Source organism: Mesobacillus sp. AQ2 (genome assembly GCF_030122805.1).
GTDB classification, from domain to species: Bacteria; Bacillota; Bacilli; order Bacillales; family Cytobacillaceae; genus Mesobacillus; species Mesobacillus oceanisediminis_A.
This window is the reverse complement of the sequence record NZ_CP126080.1, coordinates 3,801,181-3,823,518: the sequence shown is the minus strand read 5'-3', so window position 1 is coordinate 3,823,518 and position 22,338 is coordinate 3,801,181. Positions and strand designations below refer to the sequence as shown.

Sequence of the window (22,338 nt, the reverse complement as noted above, 5' to 3'; positions counted from 1 at the left end):
GAAATGACAATTAATAAGTTTTCCGAACGAACAGGTCTATCACCAAGCACTCTTCGATTCTATGACCAAAAAAAATTGTTAGAACCGCTTAAGAGGTTAGAGAATGGATATAGAATATATTCAGAAAATCAAGTTGAAAAGGCCTTAATCATCCATTCCCTCCGGCTAGCAGATATAAAGATTGAAGAAATATATCAGTTTCTGCAAGTAGATGAAGGAGAGAAGCAGCAATTAATCTCTGCATGGAGAGAAGAAGTTGAAGCAAAGTTATCTTCATTAAATATTGCTAAACAATACTTAAATGGTTTGAATTATAAAGAGCAACATATGCACCTAATTAAATGGGCTTCTCCAACTACATTTGTCTGGTTTAGACATGTGGTACCCAGAATGATAAACCCTTTTCAATCTGTAATGAAGGATGATATAGATAGTTTGAAAAAATTAGGGATAGATGTGCGGCCTGGAATATTTATAAGGACACTAGATTCGAAAGGCGCTTCAATGGTGGGAGAGGTAGGTTTTATCTTAAATGAAGAGATTTCCTCCGATTCATTAAAAAGTGATAGTAATATCTATATAGAACAATTGGAGCCCACATTATATGCAACAATGAATTTTAATGTCTATGACCAGTTTATCTGCTTTAATTTTATCAAGTTAGTTCACCGTTTTGGTTTTAACACTAAAGGAATTAAGTTAGAAAAATTTGAATCACCGAATGCGCAAACGTTTAGTTACATGATTCCTCTTTTAATACAAAGTTAGTGTTAAAGCGGAATATATTGTTAGACTAAGGGGTCGATATTCAAGAACAGCTGCCAAATGTACCAGGTGGCTTTTTCTTATTGAACAAATAATAATGCAGTTTGCTAAAGAAGGTTTACATAACAAATGTGTAGAATTGTAAACGTAATACAAATTTTAACAAGGAGCTGGATATATGACAACTGCCCTCTTTAAAGGTATGGAAGGAGTTTTTATTCCTGTTACAGATCCTCAATTGTCTGCAGAATGGTATGAGGACATACTTGGATTTAAACTGATTTATATTGAAGAAGATGCAGCCGTGATGCGTATTGGAGAACAATCCCCAACAGTAGTGTGTTTGGTTAAAACCGCAAATCATCAACCAATGAAGTTTCCAGAAAATAATTTTGGGGTGGGGAAATACTATAATTTTATTCCTAATGATATAGAAGAAACCCACAAACTCTTACTGGAGAAGGAAGTAAAAGTAAATCCAATTGGTGGAGATGGAGCAACTAAATTTTTTACTTTTTATGATCCAGATAATAATCCTTTAGGGGTTTGCCAATAGAATCTTATTATAGGTTAATTTTTGAGGTGCCAACAGCACCTCTTTTGTTTGTGGAACGAACGAAGCAGTTTAGTTGAATAAAAGGAGATAATAATGTCACTGTTGAATAAATATAGCATTAATTAATTTTTCGGGGAGGTGTGAGAATGGGCTTAGTTGTGGATAAAGGATTAGCAGAGAGGCTGGAGAATTCAGAAATTGATACTTTAAGCTCTAGGTTAACAGAAATGCAAAAAATAGATGGGAATCCAATGAAAGTTGAAATTCAAAAGTTTGGCAATGCAACTGCATTCTCGGTAAAGAACATACCTGGTCCATCCTTCAACACGGTTAAGGGGCTAAGAAAGGGTGATGAAAATCAAATAGGTAAGATAATAGATTTTTATAAGCAAAAAGAAATTCCTGTACGATTTGAATTAACTCCAGGACATACTTCTCCAGAATTACTAACCCACCTCAGTGAAACTGGTTATTATCATAATGATTTTCATACAACTCTTTATGCGTCTCGCTCAAACGAATTAAAACCAAGCTATGTATTAGGTGACCAAAAAATTGTTATCCGTAAGTTAAAAAGTAACGAATTTGATACTTTTGCAGAAATCTACACAAAGGGTTTTGAAATGCCACCGTTCTTAAAAAGTGGAATAGCACAAAATAATGAAATACTTTATAACATAAAAAATTGGGCATTTTATCTAGCCAGCTATGAAAAAGAACCTGCTGGAATTGGAGTTTTGTTCATAAAAGACCGTATAGCTACGTTAGCTGCAGCGACAACATTACCGACATTTAGAAAAAAAGGTATACAAAGTGCATTAATAAAGTATCGTATCTACCAAGCATATCTAAAAAAATGCGATTTAATTGTGGGACAAGCAAAATTTGGCTCAGTCAGTCAAAATAATATGGAGAGAGCGGGATTGAGTATAGCTTATACAAAAGCAATATGGGTTAAAAAGTAAAAATTCACTGATGGGTGCGTTGATCCAGGAAAGATTACTGAACTTTTTTGCTGGATGCCTTATTAAGCTAAAGGTGTTAGTTGAAGAATGGTGTTTAATTTTATTATTGGACCATTAATTGTAACTTTACAATGTTACAATTAAATTATAATACGATTTATTCTTCTAGCAATATTGGTGTATCATCGAGAAAGTCTCTGTTATACAATAATTATCTTAAGAGGATGAAAAATTAATGAATGAATGGAGTAAAATTATAGTATATATTTTAAGTGGTTCAGGATTGGTAACAGCATTAATAACGCTATTTAAACAAAGAACAATTATGAAATGGAGCAATAGGTATCAAAGGCAAATTGAATCGCTTAAAGGGGATATTCATAAAAACAATGAGATAATGAATTCCTCGCTAAACATTTTCTCTCAAGGATACAATCAAGCTCAAGAAAAGAGATCAGCCGCAATTGAGGAAATGTGGGATAAAGTTCTTAAAATTAGAGAATCTTCATCTAAGATAGTGACATTCTATACTCTTTTTTTGCCCGAAGAATACAACAACGAGGAAAATATGTATCTTACCTCGTTGAAAATGCATTTACCCTCAGAGGAAGAATTGGTCAATTTTATTGGAAGTATGGATGAATTAGAAAAGAAAAGACCATATTTAGGAGAAAAATTATGGATCTTATTTACAATATATAGAGCATTTTCTGGGCGTCTAGTAATAATTTTTAAAAGAAGTGTTAATGAAAGAAATATCAAGCGATGGCATCAAGATAGAGGATTAATGCAACTTTTAGAAGCTGCATTGACCAAAAAAGAATACGAAGAATATACAAGAAATAAGCTAGGACAACATCATTCTTTGACTGAGGCAATAAATATTATTGAACAAAAAATACTTAAAGAATTTAATAACACATTATCGGGTACTTATGCATCTGAAGAAAGCTTCCAGCAGGCAAGGAAAATACAGAATTTATTGAGCGAACTAGAACAAGGAACAAAAATTTAAGTGTTTCACCAATGGGTGCGTTAATCCAGAAGGATTAGCCACCTTTTTTGTTGAATCCTTTATTAAACAAAACCAGCTAATAGTTTGTCAATATTTTTCATTAAAATCTAAAATTCAACCGTGATATACTAAAAAAGGGTATACCAAATAACCTTCATATTCTTAGAATTGGAAGGTTTTTCGTTAATTAGTTAGATGTTGTTTCTAAGCAATATCTTGGAAAGTGGTTCTGTTTTTTAAAAGGGCAAATATCCAATGTAAGAGCTTATTTACACAAGCAATTACAGCTACTTTAAATGGTTTTCCTTCCTCGCGTTTCTTATCATAGAATTCTCGTAATTTCTTATTTCGAGGAATGATCTCATCACTTGTTTTGCTCTTGCGACAGTCTCGTATCGCACAACGAACAGCCATATATAAAGCGTGACGAAGCCTGCTGGATCCTCTTTTTGTGATTCGGTTTTTGGTGGCAGTAAACTTGCCAGATTCGAAAACACTAGGGTCTACTCCAGCGAAAGCCACAAGCTTTTTAGGGTCAGTAAATCGATCTATTTCCCCAATTTCAGAAATGATCGTTGCCGCGATCTTTTCACCGATACCAGGGATAGATTTGATAATATTATATTCTTCAACTTCTTTTGCTAGGGCATCTATCTCCGACTCCAATGTGGATAGGTGCTCTTTGTATTGAAGAATAATATTAATATACATACCTAGGCTTAAGATATGACTCTGATAGACTGTCTTTTCAAAGGGATTGCGGGCTGCCGCCTCTTTTAGTTGTAAGGCTTTTTCATTGGCCCATCTGAATGAACGACTTTTACATAATTCCTTAATCCTCATTGAGAGAGTTTCATTACTAGCTTCTAAGATGTCTTCAGATGACGGAAATTCCTTTAACGTTAAGAGTGATACCACAGAATATAAATCACCGAACACTCCACGATATTCTGGGAATACTTGATCCAGAATAGCCTGGAACTGAAGCTTTGTCTGAATCATCACTCCTGTAATATTCTCGTGTTGTCTTGTAAGGTTACGAAGGTTTAAAAGCTGAACCCCTCGCTTTTTATAAGGCTCTAACTCCTCCTTGTAAAACAACTCGCAGAGGTGGTAAGCATCAATGGCATCTGTCTTTACTTTCCTTAAACTTGAACTTTTCGCCTTGTAGGAAATCAATGGGTTAATAATGATTAATAAATAACCACGTTCCTCTAAATATTGGACTACGGATGTTTGATAGTGTCCAGTAGCTTCAAGAATAACTGGAGGTTTTAGACCGGATTCTTTTTGTACTACCTCTAAAAACTCTACAAGTGAATCAAGCCCCTGAAGTGTATGAGCTACTTTAAAGCTCTTACGGAAGGGTTTGCCTTTATCGACAAAAGCTTGAACCTGACTTTCCCCCTTAGAAATATCCAGGCCAACGACTGGATTCATTCATAACCATCTCCTAATCTTTTATTTTGCCGGTACCCCTTATTTTCCTTGCAGTGTCACAGCTTCGCTTGTTATACGAGATCTATGTCCCAACCAGCCTCAATCATGTTTCTACAAGTAGGGGGCAAACTGTTTTGTTGACGGGATTCAGATCCCACGGGCAGTTACGTTTTACCCCGGCTACCGTTATAATAAGACCATATAGAAAAAGGTCAACCAGAAATATTTTCTTTTCTGGATGACCTTATAATACGAACGGGGCAGGATAGGTGAGGAACGAAATGTAATAAAAAAAAGGTTGGTGATAGAATGATTAATAACATTGAAGACTTTAATCAAATATTGTTAAGTAAAAGAAATACAGGAAATATCACTTGTGAGTTTAAAAATATACAACTTGCCTCAGATAAAATTACTAAGGATCAATTTTTGAATGAGATTGGTTTTAAGCCCATTGAAATTAAGGAAAACTGGAAGAAAGTTGATAAAAACGAAGCTCAAAGAATCCTTGAATATATCTTGTCTTTTGATATGGCTTATGACACTGAATTAGATGCAAAACCTGAGGCAAAAACATTAAGTAGTTATTTTTTAAGTATATTTCATAGGAAAGCTGCATTTTTTACTAATGGATATTTTGAAGAAGATGCAGGATCCTATCGACTTAGAGGGTGGACACCAATAACAGATTCTACTTTCGATACAGGAATTTTGGCGATAGATAAATATAAGATTGGTATACTTTGGGCTGAAGATACCGACTAATACCTATTGAACTACCATGAAAATTAAATTCTGTAACTTCAGGAAAGTGGCCATACTTAAATCCTAAACGTCTCTTTTTAATAAATGTTCTTATTTCTGCTGTGTTTACGACAGGTGTTCTTTCATCGATTTACGCCTCAATGCTAGTCCCAAGTGATTATGCCCAGGCCGCATTGATGTCTTCTGGAATTATAAATGGAATTGCGATCTACTTGAAAAGTTATTCTTTGACAATGGTTAGTTCCAAATTGGTTGGAACGATAGCTGCCCAGTTAATTTTTATTCCTGCTGCGTACTATGTCGCTTGGTTCGCTGAGTGGATAAACAAACGGGGCAGGTGTGCGGCCGAGCCTAGGTCGTATCATATAGCGGGTGGGATTCCCGCCGAGTAAGAACTAGCCATTCACTCGTAGCGAGTCTTGGAGGGCTAAAGGTAACTTTAGTCTTTAAGCGTAGACAGTTAGGTGACGGGCCGAAAGCCAAATGGTTGAAGGGATTGAGCTCCATATAGTAAATCGGGAAGGCTGATGCCTTACCTGCGTGCAGAAAGCAACATTTTATCCTTCGTAAAAGGCAAGAAGGGTAAAGCTTCCCTGGAGTCAGAGACCTTGGCACGTTACACATTGATATGATACGGCAACTCGGGAGACCCTACCGGTCTTTTCTTTTCTTTTGAAGAGTATGGTCTACAAGCGATAACAAGCAAGGAAACCAAATGCCGATGGTAGGGAGTCGGATAGCAGCGTAGTACCAATGAAGTTGGGTAATGCCTATGGAGGGAAGGCTAGCTACCAGTTATCACCCTTACTAGGGACACATTTACTACACACAGAGGTAGGAATAATAAATGGAAACAAAACTACTAAGGATAGCAGAATTAGCAAGATCTGAGCCTAAAATGAAGTTTACCTCTCTTGCACATTTACTGAATGAGCAATCTTTAACTCAGTGTCATCATGAATTACCTAATAAAAAGGCAACTGGTATTAACGGAACGACAAAAGAACAATACAGTGACAGCCTGGAAGAAAACATAGCAGATTTAGTAAGTAGGCTTAAAAGCAAAAGTTATCGTCCTGTTCCTGTAAGACGAATGTATATACCAAAGCTCAATTCAAACAAGATGAGACCATTGGGAATACCGGAACATGAAGATAAAATTGTTCAAAAGGGCATTACGAAAATACTAAATGCCATCTATGAAAATGACTTTCTAGACTGCTCATTTGGGTTCCGTCCAAATAGAAACTGCCACGATGCGCTGAAAATACTGAATCAATATATTGAGAAGAGAGCAGTAAGCTATGTAGTCGATGTAGATATTAAAGGATTCTTTGATAACGTTGACCACAAATGGATGATGGAATTCTTGAAACTCCGAATCACTGACCCAAACCTACTGAGAATAATCAGCAGGTTTCTTAAAGGTGGATACATGGAGGAAGGTAAGAAATACAAGACAGACAATGGCACTCCGCAAGGTGGAGTGATATCTCCTATATTAGCCAATGTCTATCTCCATTATGTGCTTGATCTATGGTTTGAGAAAGTGGTTAGAAAACAATGTAAAGGCCAGGCATTTATAGTAAGATACGCAGATGATTTTGTATGTTGTTTTCAGAATAAAAGCGAAGCGCATCAATTCTTCCATTCATTAAAAGCGAGGTTAAAGAAATTTAACCTGGAAATAGCTGAGGATAAAACGAAAATAATTCCCTTCGGACGGTTTGCGGAAAAGAATGCAAAACGTGACGGGACTGGGAAACCAGACACCTTTGATTTCCTCGGATTTACACACTATTGTGGGATAAGTAAACACGGGAAGTTCCGAGTAAAGCGGAAAACAAGCAGAAGGAAAGTCCAAGGCAAACTAAGAGAAACGAAAGAATGGCTGAAGAATAATAGAAATAAAGATATTCATATGATTATGGATAGATTTAAACGCTCACTAATAGGTTATTACAACTATTATGGCATCACAGATAATACCCAAACTGTTAATAACTTCAAAGCGAAAATTGAGTACTTACTGTTTAAGTGGCTAAACAGAAGAAGCCAAAGGAAATCCTTTACTTGGGATAAATTCAGGCTCTTTCTTAATAAATATCCACTACCTTCACCAAGAATCAAAGTGAATATCTATGACTTGAGAAAAGAAATTAGCTACATTCTGTGAACGGTAATTTGGAGGAGCCGTGTGCGTTAATAGCGCAAGCACGGTTCTGTGAGGGGGGAGGAGTACAATTTACCGAAAGGTAGAAAGGCTCCCTTCTACTCGACTCCTCAATGTAACCGTCGGTACCCCACCAACATACAGGGGAGCCGGTTCCAGTCTTTATTTCTGGACCCGGCATTCGAAGAGACCGAGTCTTGCAATATAATGTACTAGGGTGGGCTTCCATAGCCACTGTCATTTAACGTGAAGCATTTTTGTAAGGATTTTGCATGGACTAATAGGAAAAGTGAAAGCAAGGTAATTAACGAACCTAAGCCGATAAAATTTTAGTGGTAGTGTACCTGTGTAATAATTTATAGAATAAAAAAGGACATGCATCTTAGCCTCACTGAGATGCATGTCCTTCTTATTTCCAATGAACTTCAGGAAATTAATCTGCAAGGCTTCCCGTAATTAAAGGTAGGAACCCTTAATCCATTATCAAGACAAGTGGTTGTCCTCAAATTTTTTTAAACCTGTCTCCTATCATTAATACATATACTCTGCAGTTGTTTTTTACTTTGCTGATTATCCGGGAACGATAAGAGGACAACAGCTGTAACGATAAAGAATCCGCCTAATAGTTGAGTAGTGCCAAACCCTACGTTTAACCACAGGATAGAGACCATTGCAGCAACTAGGGGTTCGATACTGGATAATAAACTTGTTTCCGTGGCGCTTAAATACTTGAGACTGCCAATATAGAGAATAAAAGAAACTGTGCCGCTGATAATCACAAGAAGCATCATCGAAAATGTATGAATTGTTAAGGTTTGCGCCAATTGTACAACGCTAAAACCAGGATTGAATATTAACAGGACAATGCCGCCAATTAACATACCCCAACCAATGATGACCGAGGTTCCCCACTCCTTGATCAATGAAATAGGATGGAGTGTGTAGAAAGTAAAACCAAGTGTAGTTAGTAGTCCAAGAATAATGGCCCTTTTCGATAATATGACAGTTTCCATTGAGCCATTTGTAATTAGGAGAACGGTTCCAACTAAGGCTGCAATTACAGCTAGGAATTGCATTATTGTTGGCAGTTTTCTTGTTTGCCATGCTACATAAATGGTAATGAAAACTGGACCAAGAAATTGGAATAATACTGCTGTGACTGCATTACTTACACGGATGGTTTCTATAAAAGCGTACTGGGCGCCAAGCATACCTAACACACCAAAAATCATGAGTTGAAACCAAGAGCGACGATGCTTCCAAATGCCAAAAATGTTTTTTTGAGTGAGATACAACAGCCCCAAAGTGATGATTCCAGCCATAATTAATCGCACAACAAGGAAATTATTCAGAGTTAATTCGCTGCTTTGAAAAAGCCACTGGATCATTGGTCCGGAGAGACCCCATAATGTTGCTCCACTAATTATCATCAAAAGTCCGACATATCGGGATGTTTTCATGATGATTGCCTCCCTACTAATAGTTTTTTAATTGTAATTAATAGAAATGTTTCTATAGTTGTATTATAATAAAGAACTGACCTTGTTTATAGGGTCAGTTTTTGTAATTGCCAGGGGGTCAGATGAATGTTTGAATTAACACCAAAATTTGATTCGTATAGTAAAGAACCTCAATATGTACAGTTGTATAATTATATTAAGCAAGAGATTGATAAAGGGAGGCTTAAGCCAAATACTAAGCTGCCTTCCAAACGAAAACTTTCTCGGTATCTAAAGGTGAGCCAAAACACTATAGAGGCAGCGTACGACCAGCTTGTTGCCGAAGGATATATCGAGGGAATCCCACGAAAAGGGTATTTTGTTTGTGAAATTGAGCCAACATTTTCTAGTGCTGAAAAAAATACCGGTTATATCCAGGAAAAAATCTTAAAAGGCGACGTCACCTTCGATTTCACTCATACTGGAGTTGATTACCATACATTTCCTTTTGCTGTTTTTCGAAAAATAGCAAATGATGTATTAAGGGATGAGAGTAAACAACTGCTGTCGATTGGGCATCCTCAGGGAGACTACGAACTCCGTGAAGAAATTGCCTCTTATCTGTACGAATCCCGTGGCGTCCGGACATCGCCGAGCCAGATAATCATTGGGTCAGGAACACCAACTCTAATACGACTTTTGTTTAAGCTATTAAAGGGAAGCTTGTATGCTGTTGAAGACCCCGGATACCATAAAAGACTTATAACCTTCGAAAAAGGACCTGATAGTGTGAAGGGAATTCAGCTTGATGATGAAGGAATCATCATAACCAGCTTAAAGGAAAGTGGCGCTAATATAGCTTTTGTTACGCCGTCGCACCAATTTCCTTGTGGAATGATAATGCCGATATCAAGGCGTAAGCAGTTATTGAGTTGGGCGAAGGAAAAAAAGGGACGATACATCGTCGAGGATGATTATGACAGTGAATTTCGTTATTCAGGCAAACCTATCCCTGCATTACAAAGCCTGGATTCCGATGAAAAAGTAATCTATATGGGTACATTTTCTAAAGCGTTGCTGCCGTCCCTGCGCATGGCTTATATTGTCCTTCCCAAACCGTTAATGGAAAAGTACCATGAACATTATTTTCACTTCGTTCAGTCTGTGTCTCGTCTTGACCAAGAGATCATAAAAAGATTTATGCAGGAAGGCAGCTGGAAAAAACATATTAACAAAATGCGAATTGTTTACAATAAAAAAAGAGATGCACTCATCACTGCGCTTTCGAATCATTTCCCAAATTCAATTGAAATCATCGGCCAGGATTCTGGATTGCATCTATTAGTCCGCACGAATAACGGTATGATGGAAAAAGAGCTTATTGAACAGGCTGCTAAATATGATATCAAAGTTTATCCTGTATCAGATTATGGTCTAAGTGACTATCAAACCATTCTATTGGGTTTTGCAGTATTATCTGAGGAAGAGATCTATTCGGGAGTTCACTTGTTGGCGAAAGCCTGGGGTGGGTAGCACCCCAAAAATGCTGTGAGATTTACTGCGCTGGAGGAACAAACCAAATATTGCTTAAGTAACAAAAGATAGAGTAATGTAGTTTAACCAATCATAAATTACTTACCCTCGAAAATACCTACATCAACATAAAGGTTTTTTCGATGAATCCCCTTATGATGAAATACACAGGATTAGAATATACCGCCGCTCCGTTCAATGGTTGGTATATGGGAACAGAAATCAGGAGCGCGCATTCTTGCGGACGACTCACGCTATAATTTGCTGCCTTAGATTGCTGAGAGGATGGGGCTTAATACAGCCAAGAAAAAGATAGGTCATTGGTTGAATTGTTGCGAGCGTCCTGAATTCATTTAATGAAAAAAAGGTTTCCATTGTTGACCACCATACCGCAGCTGCACAGTTCAAGCAATTTGAGGACAGGGAGAAAGCGAGCGACCGAAATCTTACAGGTGATTGGACGTGGCTTATTCCACCTATTTCTCCGGCCACCTCCCATATCTTCCATAATGATTATAAAAATGAAATTATTAAGCCAAATTATTTTTTTCAGGACCGGCACTATTAAAAGTACAGACCACCAATTGAATTTTTGTGGGTCTGTTTTATTTTGTGTTAACTATTCGAAAAATGGATATTACAATTAATAGCCCAATAAATGATAATATCAAATATATATATAAATGACATTGAAGCATTATCATGAAGTATAGATTTATTGCACCAATCCATTATTCAGTTTTAAACAAGGGAATTTTGCCTTGGAAGAATGTAAGGATAACCAATAATAATAAATACATTGAAAATCTAATGGATACCACAGATATATATGAATATATAGGAGTTGTTGGATATCAGGAGTTAAAAGAAAGTACATATGTTTATGCTGAAGGTGATTTTTCAAGCTTAAATGAGATGTATGGAGAAGAAAAATCACCTATAAATTATGCGTTTACCTTTCTGAGAGAAACAGACCGATTTTTAACTGATTTATGGCGTATTGAAGATCATAGTTTATATGTACGGATGTTATTTACACCTATACGGTTCCGACCCCAAAGATGGAATAGTGCATAGGGCATCTATTTCTTCAGTTTATTCTACAGGGGAAGGGTTCCAGAAAGAAAGTGTTTTTGCAAAAGCTCAAATCTTACAGGCTAGAGAACAATTTAATGGTTATTACACAGCTGGAGCACAAAAGTTAATAGACGGGGACAAATCCCCTTCAACTAACCCTTTTAATAAAGAATTAACTAGAATAGGGCGTTCAATGGCATTCATTAAAATAGCAAGGGGTGAATCTGTTCTCCCTTTAAAAATATTTAACTACTGTACAGCATTAGAATGCCTATTTACCAACGATAATTCCGAAGTTAGCCACCAGGTAGCTGAACGAGCAGCACTCTTACTTGGTTCAAATACAGAAAAAGAAAATTTACTATGAACAAATCAAAAAAGCATATGGCGTTCGATTTAAGTTAACACATGGGCAAGCAATTTCTACGAATAATGATGAATATAGAATGTAGAGCATAAGAAATGCTATCAATGCATTTTGTTTTTATATTAGTGTAGGGATGGGATCAATCGAACAATTTCATTTATATGAAAATGTTTCGTAAAAAACCGATAAATTTTCATATAAATGTTATAATGTTTATAAAAATGAAATTAGGAGGTGAAGTAATGAATATAGGAATGGAAATAAAGAAACTGAGGACTGAAAAGGGAATGACTTTGAAAGAGTTAAGTGAAAAAAGCGAACTATCTGTTGGATTTCTTTCTCAATTAGAAAGGGGGCTTACAACTATTGCTGTTGATTCTCTTGAAAAACTAGCTGATATTTTGGAAGTACATTTAACACACTTTTTTGATTATCCACTAAAAAGGAAAGACATCGTTTTAAGAAGTTATCAACAAGAATTAATAAATTCGGTAGAAGGAGGATTTATTAAGTATAGTTTAAGTACGAATTTGGAAAATAAACAACTTGTTCCGAGATTAATAGAAATTCTTCCTCAAAAAAAAGATGAAGAAATATTATCCTATAAGCATGAGGGGGAAGAGTTTATTTATGTTTTAGAGGGGATATTGACTGTTTACGTAAATGATATGAGATATGAAGTATATCCTGGTGACAGTGTTCATATAAACTCAAATGTTGCCCACAATTGGGTTAATTATACTAATAAAAAGGTCAAGCTAATAGCTGTTAATACACCTAATTATATCTACAATAATTAGGTTTAAAATAAATTAGTAAAGACACTATGTTATTCAAAATTAATTGAAAGTGATATTTACAATGGATAAATTAATTTTATATCTAATCGGATCTTTTTTTGTAATAGGAGCTATTGATTATATTACTGGAAATCATTTAAAACTGGGTGTGAAATTTGAAGAAGGCATAAAGACCATGGGGGCTTTAGGGCTTGGCATGATTGGAATAATTTCTTTAGTGCCTATATTTACAAATTTTTTATCGGCTGCGATTATTCCGATTTGTGAAGTTTTTCATCTAGATCCTTCTATAGTTCCTGCAGCATTTTTGGCTGTAGATATGGGGGGCTATCAAATGGCTAATAAGCTGGCTTTGACAGAGGAAATGGGGGCATTCTCAGGAATTATCATTGCATCCACTTTAGGAGCCACAATTAGTTTTTCAATACCTGTCGCATTAGGAATGCTTTCTAAAGAGGATGAAAAATATTTTGCTAAGGGTGTGTTGATTGGAATTATTACTATACCAATTGGATGTCTTGCAGCAGGATTATGGCAAAAAGTAAATACCAATGTATTAGCGTTGAATATGGTACCAATATTTGTTTTTACCATTATTTTAGGGGTAGGATTATTAAAAATCCCTCTTGTTTTTATAAAAGCTTTTAATATATTTGGAAAGCTAATAGTGAGTTTGAGTACTGTTGGACTACTTTTACAAGGTATAGATGTGATATTTGGTCTAAGGCTTGTATCAGGATTAGCACCATTATATGAATCTACTGTTATAGTAGTCAAAATCGCATTTGTTTTAGGTGGAGCATATCCAATGCTAGCACTATTAAATCGAATTTTTAAAAAGAGTTTTGAAAAAACAGGAGAGAAGCTTGGACTTAATTCGGTGTCAGTAGCAGGCATTCTAGGGAGTTTAGCCAGTAATCTGTTGATATTTGCCACATATAAGGAAATGAATCCTAAAGGAAAAGTGGTATGTACCGCCTTTGGAGTAAGTGGAGCATTTGTATTTGGTGGTCAACTTGGATTTGTGTCAGGAGTAGCACCAAATATGATAGGAGCATTTATAATATCAAAGCTTACTGCCGGAATAATTAGTATAGTACTGGCAGTATGGCTGTATGACCGTGAAAGTAGAAAACTTGGTCTTAAGGAAAATGGGGGGTATTTGTAATGAATATCAGGGATAGGATTGAAAAGTTAAGACAACTAGAAGAGTTTAAACCACCGTCGAAAAGTATCTATATGGATGTTATAAATCAACCCGTTCAGCAGGGTGCTGGGGGATTATTCTGGGCTGTACTGAAATCCCTTTGCTATAAATCAGGATGATACAACTATCTCTATATTTAATACTACTCATATTCATGCAAAACATGTTGTTGACTAGGCATTTAATCTATACGAAGTATTTTTATAGACTAAAGGTGAAGAGAAGCATCTTCACCCTTTTAGTAACCCTTTATAAGATCGTTTGCCAAGCATATTTACTAAAAGCACACCGGATAGCGCTATTATTCCTCCGATAATTGAAACTGTAGTAGGTAGCTCATTTAGCCAAATCCAAGCTACGAATATAGCAATTGCTGGTTCTAAATACATCATACTGCTAACAGAACTTGCACTTCCCAAGGATAACGCGATTGCCCATGTCACATAAGCAATGGCGGCTGGAAAAACCCCAACATACAGTGTAGACAGATGTGCCTCTAGAGTTGCGTTATGGATCGATGTAGTTAAGCCAGGTAGAAAATAGAAAAAAGGAAGAGTACCTCCCCATGTAAAATAAGCGGTCAATTCAATAGGATTGTATCTAGTTAATAATTTTTTTTGAAAAACAAAAAACAATGATGTTGCTACTGCAGAAATTAGTATTAGCAGAGATCCTTTCGTGATGTTCAGAGATGATCCTGATGAACCAATAGTAATACAAAGAATACCAATAAATCCAATACCAAGACCAATCCAGCCCAGTAAACTTAGTCGTTCCTTTAAAACGATAATGGCAATAATTGCTGTGAAAATAGGTGCAGAGCCAATAAGCATACCTGCTGCCCCTGCGGAGACAGTTTGTTCGCCGAAGGTTACTCCAATATGGTAGACGCTAATACCAACCCAACTAAGGATAAGTATACTAAGTACATCTTTCTTTTTTGGTAATTGAAATTTGACCTTAGGCCAAAGAGCATAAAGGAGAAATGCCCCCGATGCAATTAGGTATCGTACTAAAACTAAATGCCCAGCCTCATAGCCACCATGTAAACTAGCACGAATGGCAGCAAAAGTAGAACCCCAAATAATGATTGTGAAAAATGCCATAAGGGAAGCTTTAATATTCATTTACAAAGGCTCCTTTCCCTAGTGCGATTGTTTGTGGTTTTTCTATTACGATATAAGTTACCTTTTGAAAAAGAATGTTAAGGCTTTTATTTTATAGATTTTTAAGGATTGTATAATAATTTTTTGCGTATTAGAAAATTATAAGGGATTTACAAATAATCAACAAGAACAAGTTTCCATAGATACTTTTCCTATTTTCGGGGATATTATCCTCAAGAGTTTACATAGGGAGGATTTTATGGATATGGAAAATAATCATGTACATATTAAATTAACTACTGCTGAAATCGCAACTCTGTGGAGAACATATATTCAAAACACAGCTGTCAGATGTTTTTACAAATATTTTCTTCAATACCTTCAAGATGAGGAGATAAAGTCAATTATTAAAGAAACTGTGGTTTTGGTTGAAACAGTTATTGGAAAGGTAGAAACAATTTTTGAAAAAGAAAACTTCCCAATACCAAAGGGATTTTCGGATAAAGATATTGACTTATCAGCCCCTGCCCTTTATACAGACTTATTTGCTTTAAGTTTTCTATATCGTGGAGGGCAAGTAATTATTCCTCAGTATGCTAATACCCTTTCTAGAGTGACACGAATTGATATTTATAATTTTTACGGAGTGTTTAAACAGTGAGACGGAATTACATAAGAAAGCATTAAACCTTATGCTTTCAAAAGGATTAAATGATCGGGCTCCAAAGATGGAGTATCCAAAAAATGTTGAGTTTGTTAAAAATCAACCATCATTAATAAATACCTGGTTAGGTGAGAAAAGACCTCTAAATACTTTAGAAATAACAGAACTTTTTATGGAAATCGAAAGAAATGCAGTTGGTCTAATCCTTTTGATGGGATTAATACAGGTAACAAAAGATAAGGAAATAAAGAACTATTTATTAAAGGGAAAAAAGCTGGCTAAAAAGCAAGTGGATATTTTTGATAAGTTATTAAAAGAAAATGATCATTTTATCGGATTTCCAATAACTATGGAGGTAAGAAATTCAACAATTTCCCCATTTTCTGAAAGATTAATACTGTTTATTATAGCTACTTCAAACCAAATTGCTATTTCTGCACTTGCAGATGCATTGTCTGTCTCAATGAGAAGAGATTTAGCGGCTCATTATTTCCTTGTTTTAGGGGAGGTAATGAGGTACGGTGACGAAGGGCTTAAACTTTTGATTGAACGAGGCTGGATGGAGCAACCTCCACAACCCATTGATAGAAACAAATTTTATAAAAAATAACATTTCTATGAAAAGATGATAATAATAAGGGGACTGGGATTATGTGAATAATGCAATCGAAAAATTATTATGGAGCATCGCCCTTCCTGGGTATGGTCAGTTTCTAAACGGAAAAGTAATTAAAGGCATTGTTTTTGTAATATTGGAGTTTCTTGTAAATGTTCAAGCAAATTTCAACGTTGTGATTATTGCAAGTTTTCAAGGCGATATTCAAAATGCGATTGCACAGGCTGATTACCAGTGGTTAATGTTTTATCCATGTTTATATTTTTTTGCAATGTGGGATGCCTACAAGGATGCTGGAGGAGGGAAAGAAAAGTATTCTTTTCTCCCCTTTGTGTTTTCTGCCTATCTTGTTACAGTGGGATGTATTTATTCCTCAAGTTTTCTATTATTTGGGGTTTTGCTGGGACCTGTTTGGCTTCCTATGCTGTGTGTAATTCCTGGATTAGTTGTAGGAATAATAATAAAGAAAGGTCTAACCAAAAACATTTACAAATAAGACTCCTTTCTTTTATTAAACCAACGTTTCAGGTTAGTTACTGAACATTTAGGGCACATTACTTTAAAAAAAGGAGTAACCTAAATGAAAAATTCTTTACTAATTAGCTTGTTTATTTTATGTAGTATTTTTGAGTTATTGGGCAATCCTGTCTATTCACGGGCTTCTAATTCACATAAAGTTGACTACCTGTATCCTGCAAATACTGAAAAAATCATTGATGAAACTGTAGATGAATTTTACCAGGCTCTAAAAGATAAAAGGTATCCAGTACATCAGGAATTTTATGTAAGACATAAGCAAAGCCAAGAAGATTTGGATGCGGGTTTCTTTAAGGAAATGGCGGATGCATCGGTTAATACTAGGAAAAAGGTATTACTTAAAGAGGTGAAAGGATACAATTATATTACTTGGGATGGAAATGTTCTTCATACTTATCCTGATTTAGATTTAAAAAACCATCAGTCAGTCAGCCCCAACAGGCAAGTTTTTTTCTTCTACTCCTTTAAAGACACAGAAAATGAATTTAGTGGCAGATATGCAATATATGATGTTGAAACAAAAGAAATATTATTTAGTGGAGGTGCGTATTTCCCAAAGTATCCGATTTATAAGAATTATTTGAAGTAACAAATGAGTATATTTAAAGAAACGGGTGTGCTGATCCGGAAGGATTAGCCACCTTTTTTGTTGAATTCCTAATCGAGCAAACGGGGCAGTTTAGCTCAAATTGCTGTTTTATGTATAATAAAAGACGGTGAAAAAACACCGCCTATAATAAGCTATTTATTTTGTGTTATTTCTTTGTAATAAAGGTAATCGACTTTATGTTTGGTAGCCATTAATTGCGAAGCTAAAACAGCAGTATAAAGAGTGGTTAGTACAATTGCTCCAACACCAAGACCTGAAAGGTTTAGTTTATTAGAAGTGCTCATTCCATTATTACTTGTGGTTGCTCCTTCCATTTCATAACCCCCTAATTTGTTATAGGGATATTATCTGTAACCGCATTTAAATTTATACCAACAAATAAAGGACGGACGTATAGAAAGGAAACAGGCAGGTGTCTAATAAGGTCTTAAGTTTGTGAATAAATACACTTAAACTAACGGGTGCGAGTGTTAAGTAAGTAGTGCTGCGGTGGCACTTTTTGTTTATTCAACTATAGAGGCAGTTTAGTTTAACAAGGCATTGGCTGGAGAAGGAAAAGTGTCCGTTATGTAGAAATATATATTCAGCTTAAATATAACAATCACAGAGGTGTTTAATATGGATAGTAATCACTGGACGATAGTTTATAGACTTGCTGTAGTTGGAATTTTGATTTATATTGGTACTCGGTTAAATCTATTAATTGACCTAACAAGAGTCCTGATTGAAGGCTTGTGAAACATTATACTTAAACTATCGGGTGCGTTGATCCAGGAAGGATTAAGCACCTTTTTTGTTGAATTCCTTATTGAACTATAGAGGCAGGTTAGTGAAAGGCAAGTTATTTAAAATATATATTAAGACTTCAACAAATTTTAGTGTTATATATAAACCCATGCCCAGTCTTTTAAATTATGTTATAATTATCGCAAGAACAAGTATTTAAACAAAACTCGGAGATGTATAAGATGATTAGATTAGAGAAAATAAACGCTGATAACTACCAAAAAGTTTTTGACTTAGAACTTGTAGGAGAACAGGAAAACTTTGTTTCATCAAATATGAGATCGTTGGCACAAGCCTGGGTATTTTACGAAAGAGCCAAGCCTTATGCTATTTATAATGATGATACAATTGTAGGATTTATAATGTTTGACTATAAAATAGAAAATAGGAAAGTAGAGATTTGGCGATTTATGTTAGGGAGTGCATATCAAGGAAAAGGCTATGGTAAAGAAGCATTAAACAAAGCTATAGAATTTTTGAAGCAAGAAAATTTATTCGACTATATCCAAATAAATTATGTTGAAGAAAATTTAGTGGCAAAAAAACTTTATCAAAAAGTTGGTTTTTCAGAAACGGGAGAAATGGAAGGAAACGAAGTTGTTATGAGGCTCTCAATAGTGAAAGAATAGGTGTCAAATATATTCCAGTTTCATTACCTAACAGCAGTGATGAATAGCTAAAAGTATATTTCAAATAGATAGAACGTTTTAGGTTGGCAGCTGCTAGCCCTTTTTGTATTCTTGTTTTGTGAATAGTTACACTTAAACTAAAGGGGTGCTTATCTTCAATAAGAAGAACAAATAGACTGCGAATCAGCAGTCTATTTTATTTTACATAAAATTGTCGAAAAATAATGAAAAAACTTACTTGCTTCAATGAAGAAAGTAAGTTACTCTTTAATTAGTAAATTATGGAGATGGATAATATGAATGGACTTAGGAAAGGCAGTAAGGATCTAATCAAAGAAATTAACCGATCCATAGTAATTAACCTAATTAGGAAATCAGGCAGGATCAGCAGGTCTGATGTTTCTAAGGTCACCAAGATGAGTTTATCTACAATAACTTACATTGTTGATGAACTAATGGCCGTTGATCTGGTAAGGGAAGTTGGTGTTGCTACATCTACTGGGGGCAGAAGACCTGTACTGCTGGAGTTTAATGCGGATTACGGCTATACAGTTGGTGTGAAGATTGAGGAGAAAAGAGTTCTATTTGCTTTAACCAATCTAAACGCTGACATTTTGGATTTAGTAGAAAAGAAATTTAACAGATTTGATAATATCCAGGATGTTGTATCGATGATTGCTGATGAAATTAAGGAGCTTTTACAAAGTGCTGATAAGCCAATGGAGCAACTTATGGGTATTGGAATCGCTGCTTCTGGATTAATCAACCGCCAGGAAGGTACGATTGTTAGATCATCCATGCTGGGATGGGAGAACGTACCTTTATGTCAATTGTTAAGCGAGCAGCTGAACAATATTCCAGTATTCATTGATAAAAATGTCAACGCTTACACTATGGCGGAATTATGGTATGGAGAAGGAAAAGACCTGTCAAACTTCATCTGTATCTCTGTTGGTGCCGGATTAGGTATGTCCCTCGTGGTCGATAAGAAAATTTATTACGGAGAATCCGGGGGAGCTGGTGAGTTTGGCCATACGGTAATGAAAATTGGCGGGTATCCATGTCACTGCGGACAAAAAGGTTGCCTTGAAATGTATGCATCTGAATTCTTTCTATTTAACCGTGGCAGTGAGATAAAAGAAAGCTATCCTGAAACAATCATTGAAGATTTTTCATTCGAAGAAGTATCTACTGCAGCAGAAAAAGGTGATGTTCTTGCAATTGAATTGATGAAATCATTTGGTGAAAACCTGGGATACGGCATACTAAATGCAATTAACGCACTTAATCCCCATACAATTTTGCTTATTGGAGAAGGGATGAAATACAAGCACTTATTCCTGGATGCCGCTGTAGATGTTGCAAGGGTGAACTTTTTTTCAGCCGCAAATATCCAAACAGAAATAAGGCCAACAGAACTCGGAGATGATTCATGGCTAAAAGGGGCAGCCTTACTCGCAATCACTCATTTGTTTCAGGCTCCAATCTATGAAGAATCTAAATCTATATTAAATTGAGGTGAGAACATGGTTGGAATGACAAAGAAAAAGACAGCCTTTTGGGTAGCTGTGTTCCTTTTGCCCAATTTAATCGGTTTCCTTACTTTTATCGTTTTCCCGCTTTTATCATCATTAGCCATCAGCTTTACGAATTGGGACCTAATTTCCACTATGGAATTCGTCGGTATTTATAATTACAAACAGCTAATGGTGGACAAAGAATTTTGGGCAGCATTTACCCACACGGTAACTTTCATTATTGGCTATTTACCCTTAGTAATGATTTTCGGATTAGCTTGTGCTCTACTGCTTAATCGAAAAGTAAAATTAAGAGCATTCTTTAGAGCAGCGTATTTTTTACCAGTAGTGACATCGTGGGTTGCTGTATCTCTTGTATGGAAATGGCTGTTCAACCCTAGTTACGGATTAATAAATTACTTCTTATCATTTGTTGGTATTGAGGGGCTTAATTGGCTCCAAGATGAAAGCCTAGCAATGCCAGCTATCATCATCACAAGTGTCTGGAAAGACATTGGATTTGTTATGGTACTATTCTTAGGCGGCCTACAAAATATTTCTACCTCCTACTACGAAGCCGCAGATATCGATGGGGCAAATTCCTGGAAGAAATTCTGGAATATCACCCTCCCGCTTTTGACACCTACGACATTTTTTGTAACCATCATTTCTTTGATTAACTCATTCCAAGTTTTTGACCAGGTCATGATCATGACTGAAGGCGGTCCTGGCGGCGCAACCAATGTGCTAGTTCAAAACATATACAATCATGCTTTCAGGTATTTTGAAATGGGCTACGCTTCCGCAATGTCATGGATTTTATTCATCGTCATATTTGTGATTACTTTGATCCAGATGAAAATGCAGAAAAGGTGGGCGGATTAAACATGGAAATGAATCCGGTTACAAAACAATCAACTGTCCTTCAGAAAGACTATCAACTTACAAGTCTTAGGATATTTAAAAAAGGTTTACTGTACATCGTTTTGATCTTAGGTGCAATCGCTATGCTGCTTCCTTTTCTATGGATGATTTCGACTTCATTAAAGAATCAAGGAGCAACAATGGTCTTTCCACCACAGTTTATCCCTGATCATGCAACCTTTCAAAACTATAAGGATGTGACTGGGGCATTCCCAATGCTTCACTTTTTAGGAAACTCCTTGTTAGTGGCGGTTCTCACTACTTTAGGCCAGCTGCTTTTATGTTCTATGGCAGCTTATGCGTTTGCCAGGATGCAATTTTGGGGCAGGGATAAACTTTTCCTATTATACCTGGCAACAATGATGGTTCCAGCACAGGTCACCATGATACCCCAGTTTATTTTAATGAAAAACTTTGGATGGCTTGATACATATCAGGCATTGATCGTCCCTGGATTGTTTAGTGTTTTTGGAACCTTTTTGTTAAGGCAGGCGTTCTTGTCGATTCCGAAGGAACTTGAAGAGGCAGCCTTCATGGATGGTGCCAACCATTTTTCAATATTCTGGCGTGTAATCATGCCGTTATCTAAACCAACACTCGCGACGTTAGGCATCTTTTCATTCATGCAATCTTGGAACAATTACTTATGGCCACTTATTGTAATTAATGATAAAAGCTTTGCTACTTTGCCGCTAGGATTATCTCTACTGCAAGGGAGGTGGGAAACGAATTGGAACATGATGATGGCAGGTGTAGTCATTAGTGTTTTGCCAATACTTGCAGTCTATCTATTTGCGCAGAAGTACTTTATTCAAGGAATGACAATGAGTGGAATGAAAGAATAATA

Annotated in this window: 24 protein-coding genes and 2 pseudogenes; 22 read left to right on the top strand and 4 right to left on the bottom strand. The window is 36.0% G+C overall.

Features of this window, described 5'->3' with window-relative positions; translation table 11 throughout:
* The first annotated feature begins 3 nt into the window (after positions 1 to 3).
* The 4 genes from QNH36_RS19280 to QNH36_RS19265 all read left to right on the top strand — a co-directional run bounded on the left by QNH36_RS19280 (position 4) and on the right by QNH36_RS19265 (position 3,301).
* The gene (locus tag QNH36_RS19280) at positions 4 to 768 is read left to right on the top strand and encodes a helix-turn-helix domain-containing protein (protein ID WP_144479044.1); all 765 of its coding nucleotides are present in this window, start codon (positions 4 to 6) and stop codon (positions 766 to 768) included.
* Between the two features lie 175 nt (positions 769 to 943).
* Positions 944 to 1,321: a VOC family protein gene (locus QNH36_RS19275; RefSeq protein ID WP_144478996.1), complete on the top strand. Its 378-nt coding sequence runs from the start codon at positions 944 to 946 to the stop codon at positions 1,319 to 1,321.
* 146 nt (positions 1,322 to 1,467) lie between these two features.
* Entirely contained in the window at positions 1,468 to 2,286 is an 819-nt protein-coding gene (locus QNH36_RS19270; protein ID WP_144478998.1) for a GNAT family N-acetyltransferase, read from the top strand.
* A 235-nt stretch (positions 2,287 to 2,521) separates the two neighbouring features.
* Positions 2,522 to 3,301 (top strand): hypothetical protein, encoded by a 780-nt coding sequence (locus QNH36_RS19265; protein WP_144479000.1) that lies wholly within the window; start codon positions 2,522 to 2,524, stop codon positions 3,299 to 3,301.
* A gap of 204 nt (positions 3,302 to 3,505) precedes the next feature.
* On the opposite strand, the gene QNH36_RS19260 is transcribed toward QNH36_RS19265, so the two are convergent.
* On the bottom strand, positions 3,506 to 4,741 hold the full coding sequence (locus QNH36_RS19260; RefSeq protein WP_283903986.1) for an IS110 family RNA-guided transposase: 1,236 nt from the start codon (positions 4,739 to 4,741) through the stop codon (positions 3,506 to 3,508).
* Between the two features lie 309 nt (positions 4,742 to 5,050).
* Between QNH36_RS19260 and QNH36_RS19255 the strand changes: the two genes are divergently transcribed.
* The 3 genes and pseudogenes from QNH36_RS19255 to ltrA all read left to right on the top strand — a co-directional run bounded on the left by QNH36_RS19255 (position 5,051) and on the right by ltrA (position 7,682).
* Positions 5,051 to 5,506, top strand: coding sequence for a hypothetical protein (locus QNH36_RS19255; protein WP_144481372.1), 456 nt, complete (start codon positions 5,051 to 5,053; stop codon positions 5,504 to 5,506).
* Between the two features lie 74 nt (positions 5,507 to 5,580).
* Positions 5,581 to 5,898: pseudogene (locus QNH36_RS19250) on the top strand (lipid II flippase family protein); the annotation flags it as partial.
* A gap of 455 nt (positions 5,899 to 6,353) precedes the next feature.
* Positions 6,354 to 7,682 carry a group II intron reverse transcriptase/maturase gene (ltrA, locus tag QNH36_RS19245; protein WP_144481371.1) on the top strand — a complete coding sequence of 443 codons (1,329 nt, stop codon included), beginning with the start codon at positions 6,354 to 6,356 and terminating at the stop codon, positions 7,680 to 7,682.
* Positions 7,683 to 8,191: 509 nt separating this feature from the next.
* Here the strand turns inward: ltrA and QNH36_RS19240 are convergent.
* The gene (locus tag QNH36_RS19240; RefSeq protein ID WP_144481370.1) at positions 8,192 to 9,139 is read right to left on the bottom strand and encodes a DMT family transporter; all 948 of its coding nucleotides are present in this window, start codon (positions 9,137 to 9,139) and stop codon (positions 8,192 to 8,194) included.
* 126 nt (positions 9,140 to 9,265) lie between these two features.
* Here QNH36_RS19240 and pdxR point away from each other — a divergent pair, with 126 nt between their 5' ends.
* The 7 genes and pseudogenes from pdxR (at position 9,266) to QNH36_RS19205 (ending at position 14,221) form a co-directional block, all read left to right on the top strand.
* Positions 9,266 to 10,651 carry a MocR-like pyridoxine biosynthesis transcription factor PdxR gene (gene pdxR / locus QNH36_RS19235; protein ID WP_144481369.1) on the top strand — a complete coding sequence of 462 codons (1,386 nt, stop codon included), beginning with the start codon at positions 9,266 to 9,268 and terminating at the stop codon, positions 10,649 to 10,651.
* 152 nt (positions 10,652 to 10,803) lie between these two features.
* Positions 10,804 to 11,219: pseudogene (locus QNH36_RS19230) on the top strand (nitric oxide synthase oxygenase); the annotation flags it as partial.
* Positions 11,220 to 11,353: 134 nt separating this feature from the next.
* Entirely contained in the window at positions 11,354 to 11,728 is a 375-nt protein-coding gene (locus QNH36_RS19225; protein ID WP_144481368.1) for a hypothetical protein, read from the top strand.
* Positions 11,721 to 12,095: a hypothetical protein gene (locus QNH36_RS19220; protein ID WP_144481367.1), complete on the top strand. Its 375-nt coding sequence runs from the start codon at positions 11,721 to 11,723 to the stop codon at positions 12,093 to 12,095. Before QNH36_RS19225 ends, QNH36_RS19220 begins: the two co-directional genes overlap by 8 nt.
* A 242-nt stretch (positions 12,096 to 12,337) precedes the next feature.
* Positions 12,338 to 12,895 (top strand): helix-turn-helix domain-containing protein, encoded by a 558-nt coding sequence (locus tag QNH36_RS19215; RefSeq protein ID WP_144481366.1) that lies wholly within the window; start codon positions 12,338 to 12,340, stop codon positions 12,893 to 12,895.
* A 61-nt stretch (positions 12,896 to 12,956) separates the two neighbouring features.
* On the top strand, positions 12,957 to 14,063 hold the full coding sequence (eutH, locus tag QNH36_RS19210; protein WP_144481365.1) for an ethanolamine utilization protein EutH: 1,107 nt from the start codon (positions 12,957 to 12,959) through the stop codon (positions 14,061 to 14,063).
* Positions 14,063 to 14,221, top strand: coding sequence for a hypothetical protein (locus tag QNH36_RS19205; RefSeq protein WP_186326891.1), 159 nt, complete (start codon positions 14,063 to 14,065; stop codon positions 14,219 to 14,221). The genes eutH and QNH36_RS19205 overlap by 1 nt, the downstream gene beginning before the upstream one ends.
* Before the next feature lie 111 nt (positions 14,222 to 14,332).
* On the opposite strand, the gene QNH36_RS19200 is transcribed toward QNH36_RS19205, so the two are convergent.
* Positions 14,333 to 15,229 carry a DMT family transporter gene (locus QNH36_RS19200; protein WP_144481364.1) on the bottom strand — a complete coding sequence of 299 codons (897 nt, stop codon included), beginning with the start codon at positions 15,227 to 15,229 and terminating at the stop codon, positions 14,333 to 14,335.
* Positions 15,230 to 15,467: 238 nt separating this feature from the next.
* Here QNH36_RS19200 and QNH36_RS19195 point away from each other — a divergent pair, with 238 nt between their 5' ends.
* From QNH36_RS19195 to QNH36_RS19180, 4 genes are all read left to right on the top strand, one after another.
* Positions 15,468 to 15,869 (top strand): DUF3231 family protein, encoded by a 402-nt coding sequence (locus QNH36_RS19195; RefSeq protein WP_260983685.1) that lies wholly within the window; start codon positions 15,468 to 15,470, stop codon positions 15,867 to 15,869.
* Positions 15,870 to 15,900: 31 nt separating this feature from the next.
* The gene (locus QNH36_RS19190; RefSeq protein ID WP_260983684.1) at positions 15,901 to 16,482 is read left to right on the top strand and encodes a DUF3231 family protein; all 582 of its coding nucleotides are present in this window, start codon (positions 15,901 to 15,903) and stop codon (positions 16,480 to 16,482) included.
* Between the two features lie 43 nt (positions 16,483 to 16,525).
* Positions 16,526 to 16,984, top strand: a complete 459-nt coding sequence (locus QNH36_RS19185; RefSeq protein WP_144481363.1) for a hypothetical protein — start codon at positions 16,526 to 16,528, stop codon at positions 16,982 to 16,984.
* 84 nt (positions 16,985 to 17,068) lie between these two features.
* The gene (locus tag QNH36_RS19180) at positions 17,069 to 17,614 is read left to right on the top strand and encodes a hypothetical protein (protein WP_144481362.1); all 546 of its coding nucleotides are present in this window, start codon (positions 17,069 to 17,071) and stop codon (positions 17,612 to 17,614) included.
* A 152-nt stretch (positions 17,615 to 17,766) separates the two neighbouring features.
* On the opposite strand, the gene QNH36_RS19175 is transcribed toward QNH36_RS19180, so the two are convergent.
* Positions 17,767 to 17,949, bottom strand: a complete 183-nt coding sequence (locus tag QNH36_RS19175; RefSeq protein WP_048009494.1) for a hypothetical protein — start codon at positions 17,947 to 17,949, stop codon at positions 17,767 to 17,769.
* Positions 17,950 to 18,603: 654 nt separating this feature from the next.
* On the opposite strand from QNH36_RS19175, the gene QNH36_RS19170 reads away from it, so the two are divergent.
* The 4 genes from QNH36_RS19170 to QNH36_RS19155 all read left to right on the top strand — a co-directional run bounded on the left by QNH36_RS19170 (position 18,604) and on the right by QNH36_RS19155 (position 22,336).
* Entirely contained in the window at positions 18,604 to 19,050 is a 447-nt protein-coding gene (locus QNH36_RS19170) for a GNAT family N-acetyltransferase (protein WP_000620148.1), read from the top strand.
* A 296-nt stretch (positions 19,051 to 19,346) separates the two neighbouring features.
* Complete coding sequence (locus QNH36_RS19165) at positions 19,347 to 20,567, top strand: ROK family protein (protein ID WP_144481361.1); 1,221 nt, start codon at positions 19,347 to 19,349, stop codon at positions 20,565 to 20,567.
* A gap of 9 nt (positions 20,568 to 20,576) precedes the next feature.
* Positions 20,577 to 21,452, top strand: a complete 876-nt coding sequence (locus tag QNH36_RS19160; RefSeq protein WP_144481360.1) for a carbohydrate ABC transporter permease — start codon at positions 20,577 to 20,579, stop codon at positions 21,450 to 21,452.
* A gap of 122 nt (positions 21,453 to 21,574) precedes the next feature.
* Positions 21,575 to 22,336, top strand: a complete 762-nt coding sequence (locus QNH36_RS19155) for a carbohydrate ABC transporter permease (protein ID WP_251009825.1) — start codon at positions 21,575 to 21,577, stop codon at positions 22,334 to 22,336.
* Positions 22,337 to 22,338: the final 2 nt, after the last annotated feature.

What these genes read in the sequence shown, in the direction of transcription:
- QNH36_RS19200 (WP_144481364.1), bottom strand. Translation starts at nt 15,229, where the DNA reads ATGAATATTAAAGCTTCCCTTATGGCATTTTTCACAATCATTATTTGG.
- QNH36_RS19270 (WP_144478998.1), top strand. Translation starts at nt 1,468, where the DNA reads ATGGGCTTAGTTGTGGATAAAGGATTAGCAGAGAGGCTGGAGAATTCA.
- ltrA (WP_144481371.1), top strand. Translation starts at nt 6,354, where the DNA reads ATGGAAACAAAACTACTAAGGATAGCAGAATTAGCAAGATCTGAGCCT.
- QNH36_RS19205 (WP_186326891.1), top strand. Translation starts at nt 14,063, where the DNA reads ATGAATATCAGGGATAGGATTGAAAAGTTAAGACAACTAGAAGAGTTT.
- QNH36_RS19265 (WP_144479000.1), top strand. Translation starts at nt 2,522, where the DNA reads ATGAATGAATGGAGTAAAATTATAGTATATATTTTAAGTGGTTCAGGA.
- QNH36_RS19280 (WP_144479044.1), top strand. Translation starts at nt 4, where the DNA reads ATGACAATTAATAAGTTTTCCGAACGAACAGGTCTATCACCAAGCACT.
- QNH36_RS19240 (WP_144481370.1), bottom strand. Translation starts at nt 9,139, where the DNA reads ATGAAAACATCCCGATATGTCGGACTTTTGATGATAATTAGTGGAGCA.
- QNH36_RS19195 (WP_260983685.1), top strand. Translation starts at nt 15,468, where the DNA reads ATGGATATGGAAAATAATCATGTACATATTAAATTAACTACTGCTGAA.
- QNH36_RS19160 (WP_144481360.1), top strand. Translation starts at nt 20,577, where the DNA reads ATGGTTGGAATGACAAAGAAAAAGACAGCCTTTTGGGTAGCTGTGTTC.
- eutH (WP_144481365.1), top strand. Translation starts at nt 12,957, where the DNA reads ATGGATAAATTAATTTTATATCTAATCGGATCTTTTTTTGTAATAGGA.
- pdxR (WP_144481369.1), top strand. Translation starts at nt 9,266, where the DNA reads ATGTTTGAATTAACACCAAAATTTGATTCGTATAGTAAAGAACCTCAA.
- QNH36_RS19225 (WP_144481368.1), top strand. Translation starts at nt 11,354, where the DNA reads ATGAAGTATAGATTTATTGCACCAATCCATTATTCAGTTTTAAACAAG.
- QNH36_RS19175 (WP_048009494.1), bottom strand. Translation starts at nt 17,949, where the DNA reads ATGGAAGGAGCAACCACAAGTAATAATGGAATGAGCACTTCTAATAAA.
- QNH36_RS19190 (WP_260983684.1), top strand. Translation starts at nt 15,901, where the DNA reads ATGCTTTCAAAAGGATTAAATGATCGGGCTCCAAAGATGGAGTATCCA.
- QNH36_RS19215 (WP_144481366.1), top strand. Translation starts at nt 12,338, where the DNA reads ATGAATATAGGAATGGAAATAAAGAAACTGAGGACTGAAAAGGGAATG.
- QNH36_RS19165 (WP_144481361.1), top strand. Translation starts at nt 19,347, where the DNA reads ATGAATGGACTTAGGAAAGGCAGTAAGGATCTAATCAAAGAAATTAAC.
- QNH36_RS19180 (WP_144481362.1), top strand. Translation starts at nt 17,069, where the DNA reads ATGAAAAATTCTTTACTAATTAGCTTGTTTATTTTATGTAGTATTTTT.
- QNH36_RS19275 (WP_144478996.1), top strand. Translation starts at nt 944, where the DNA reads ATGACAACTGCCCTCTTTAAAGGTATGGAAGGAGTTTTTATTCCTGTT.
- QNH36_RS19260 (WP_283903986.1), bottom strand. Translation starts at nt 4,741, where the DNA reads ATGAATCCAGTCGTTGGCCTGGATATTTCTAAGGGGGAAAGTCAGGTT.
- QNH36_RS19155 (WP_251009825.1), top strand. Translation starts at nt 21,575, where the DNA reads ATGCTGCTTCCTTTTCTATGGATGATTTCGACTTCATTAAAGAATCAA.
- QNH36_RS19255 (WP_144481372.1), top strand. Translation starts at nt 5,051, where the DNA reads ATGATTAATAACATTGAAGACTTTAATCAAATATTGTTAAGTAAAAGA.
- QNH36_RS19170 (WP_000620148.1), top strand. Translation starts at nt 18,604, where the DNA reads ATGATTAGATTAGAGAAAATAAACGCTGATAACTACCAAAAAGTTTTT.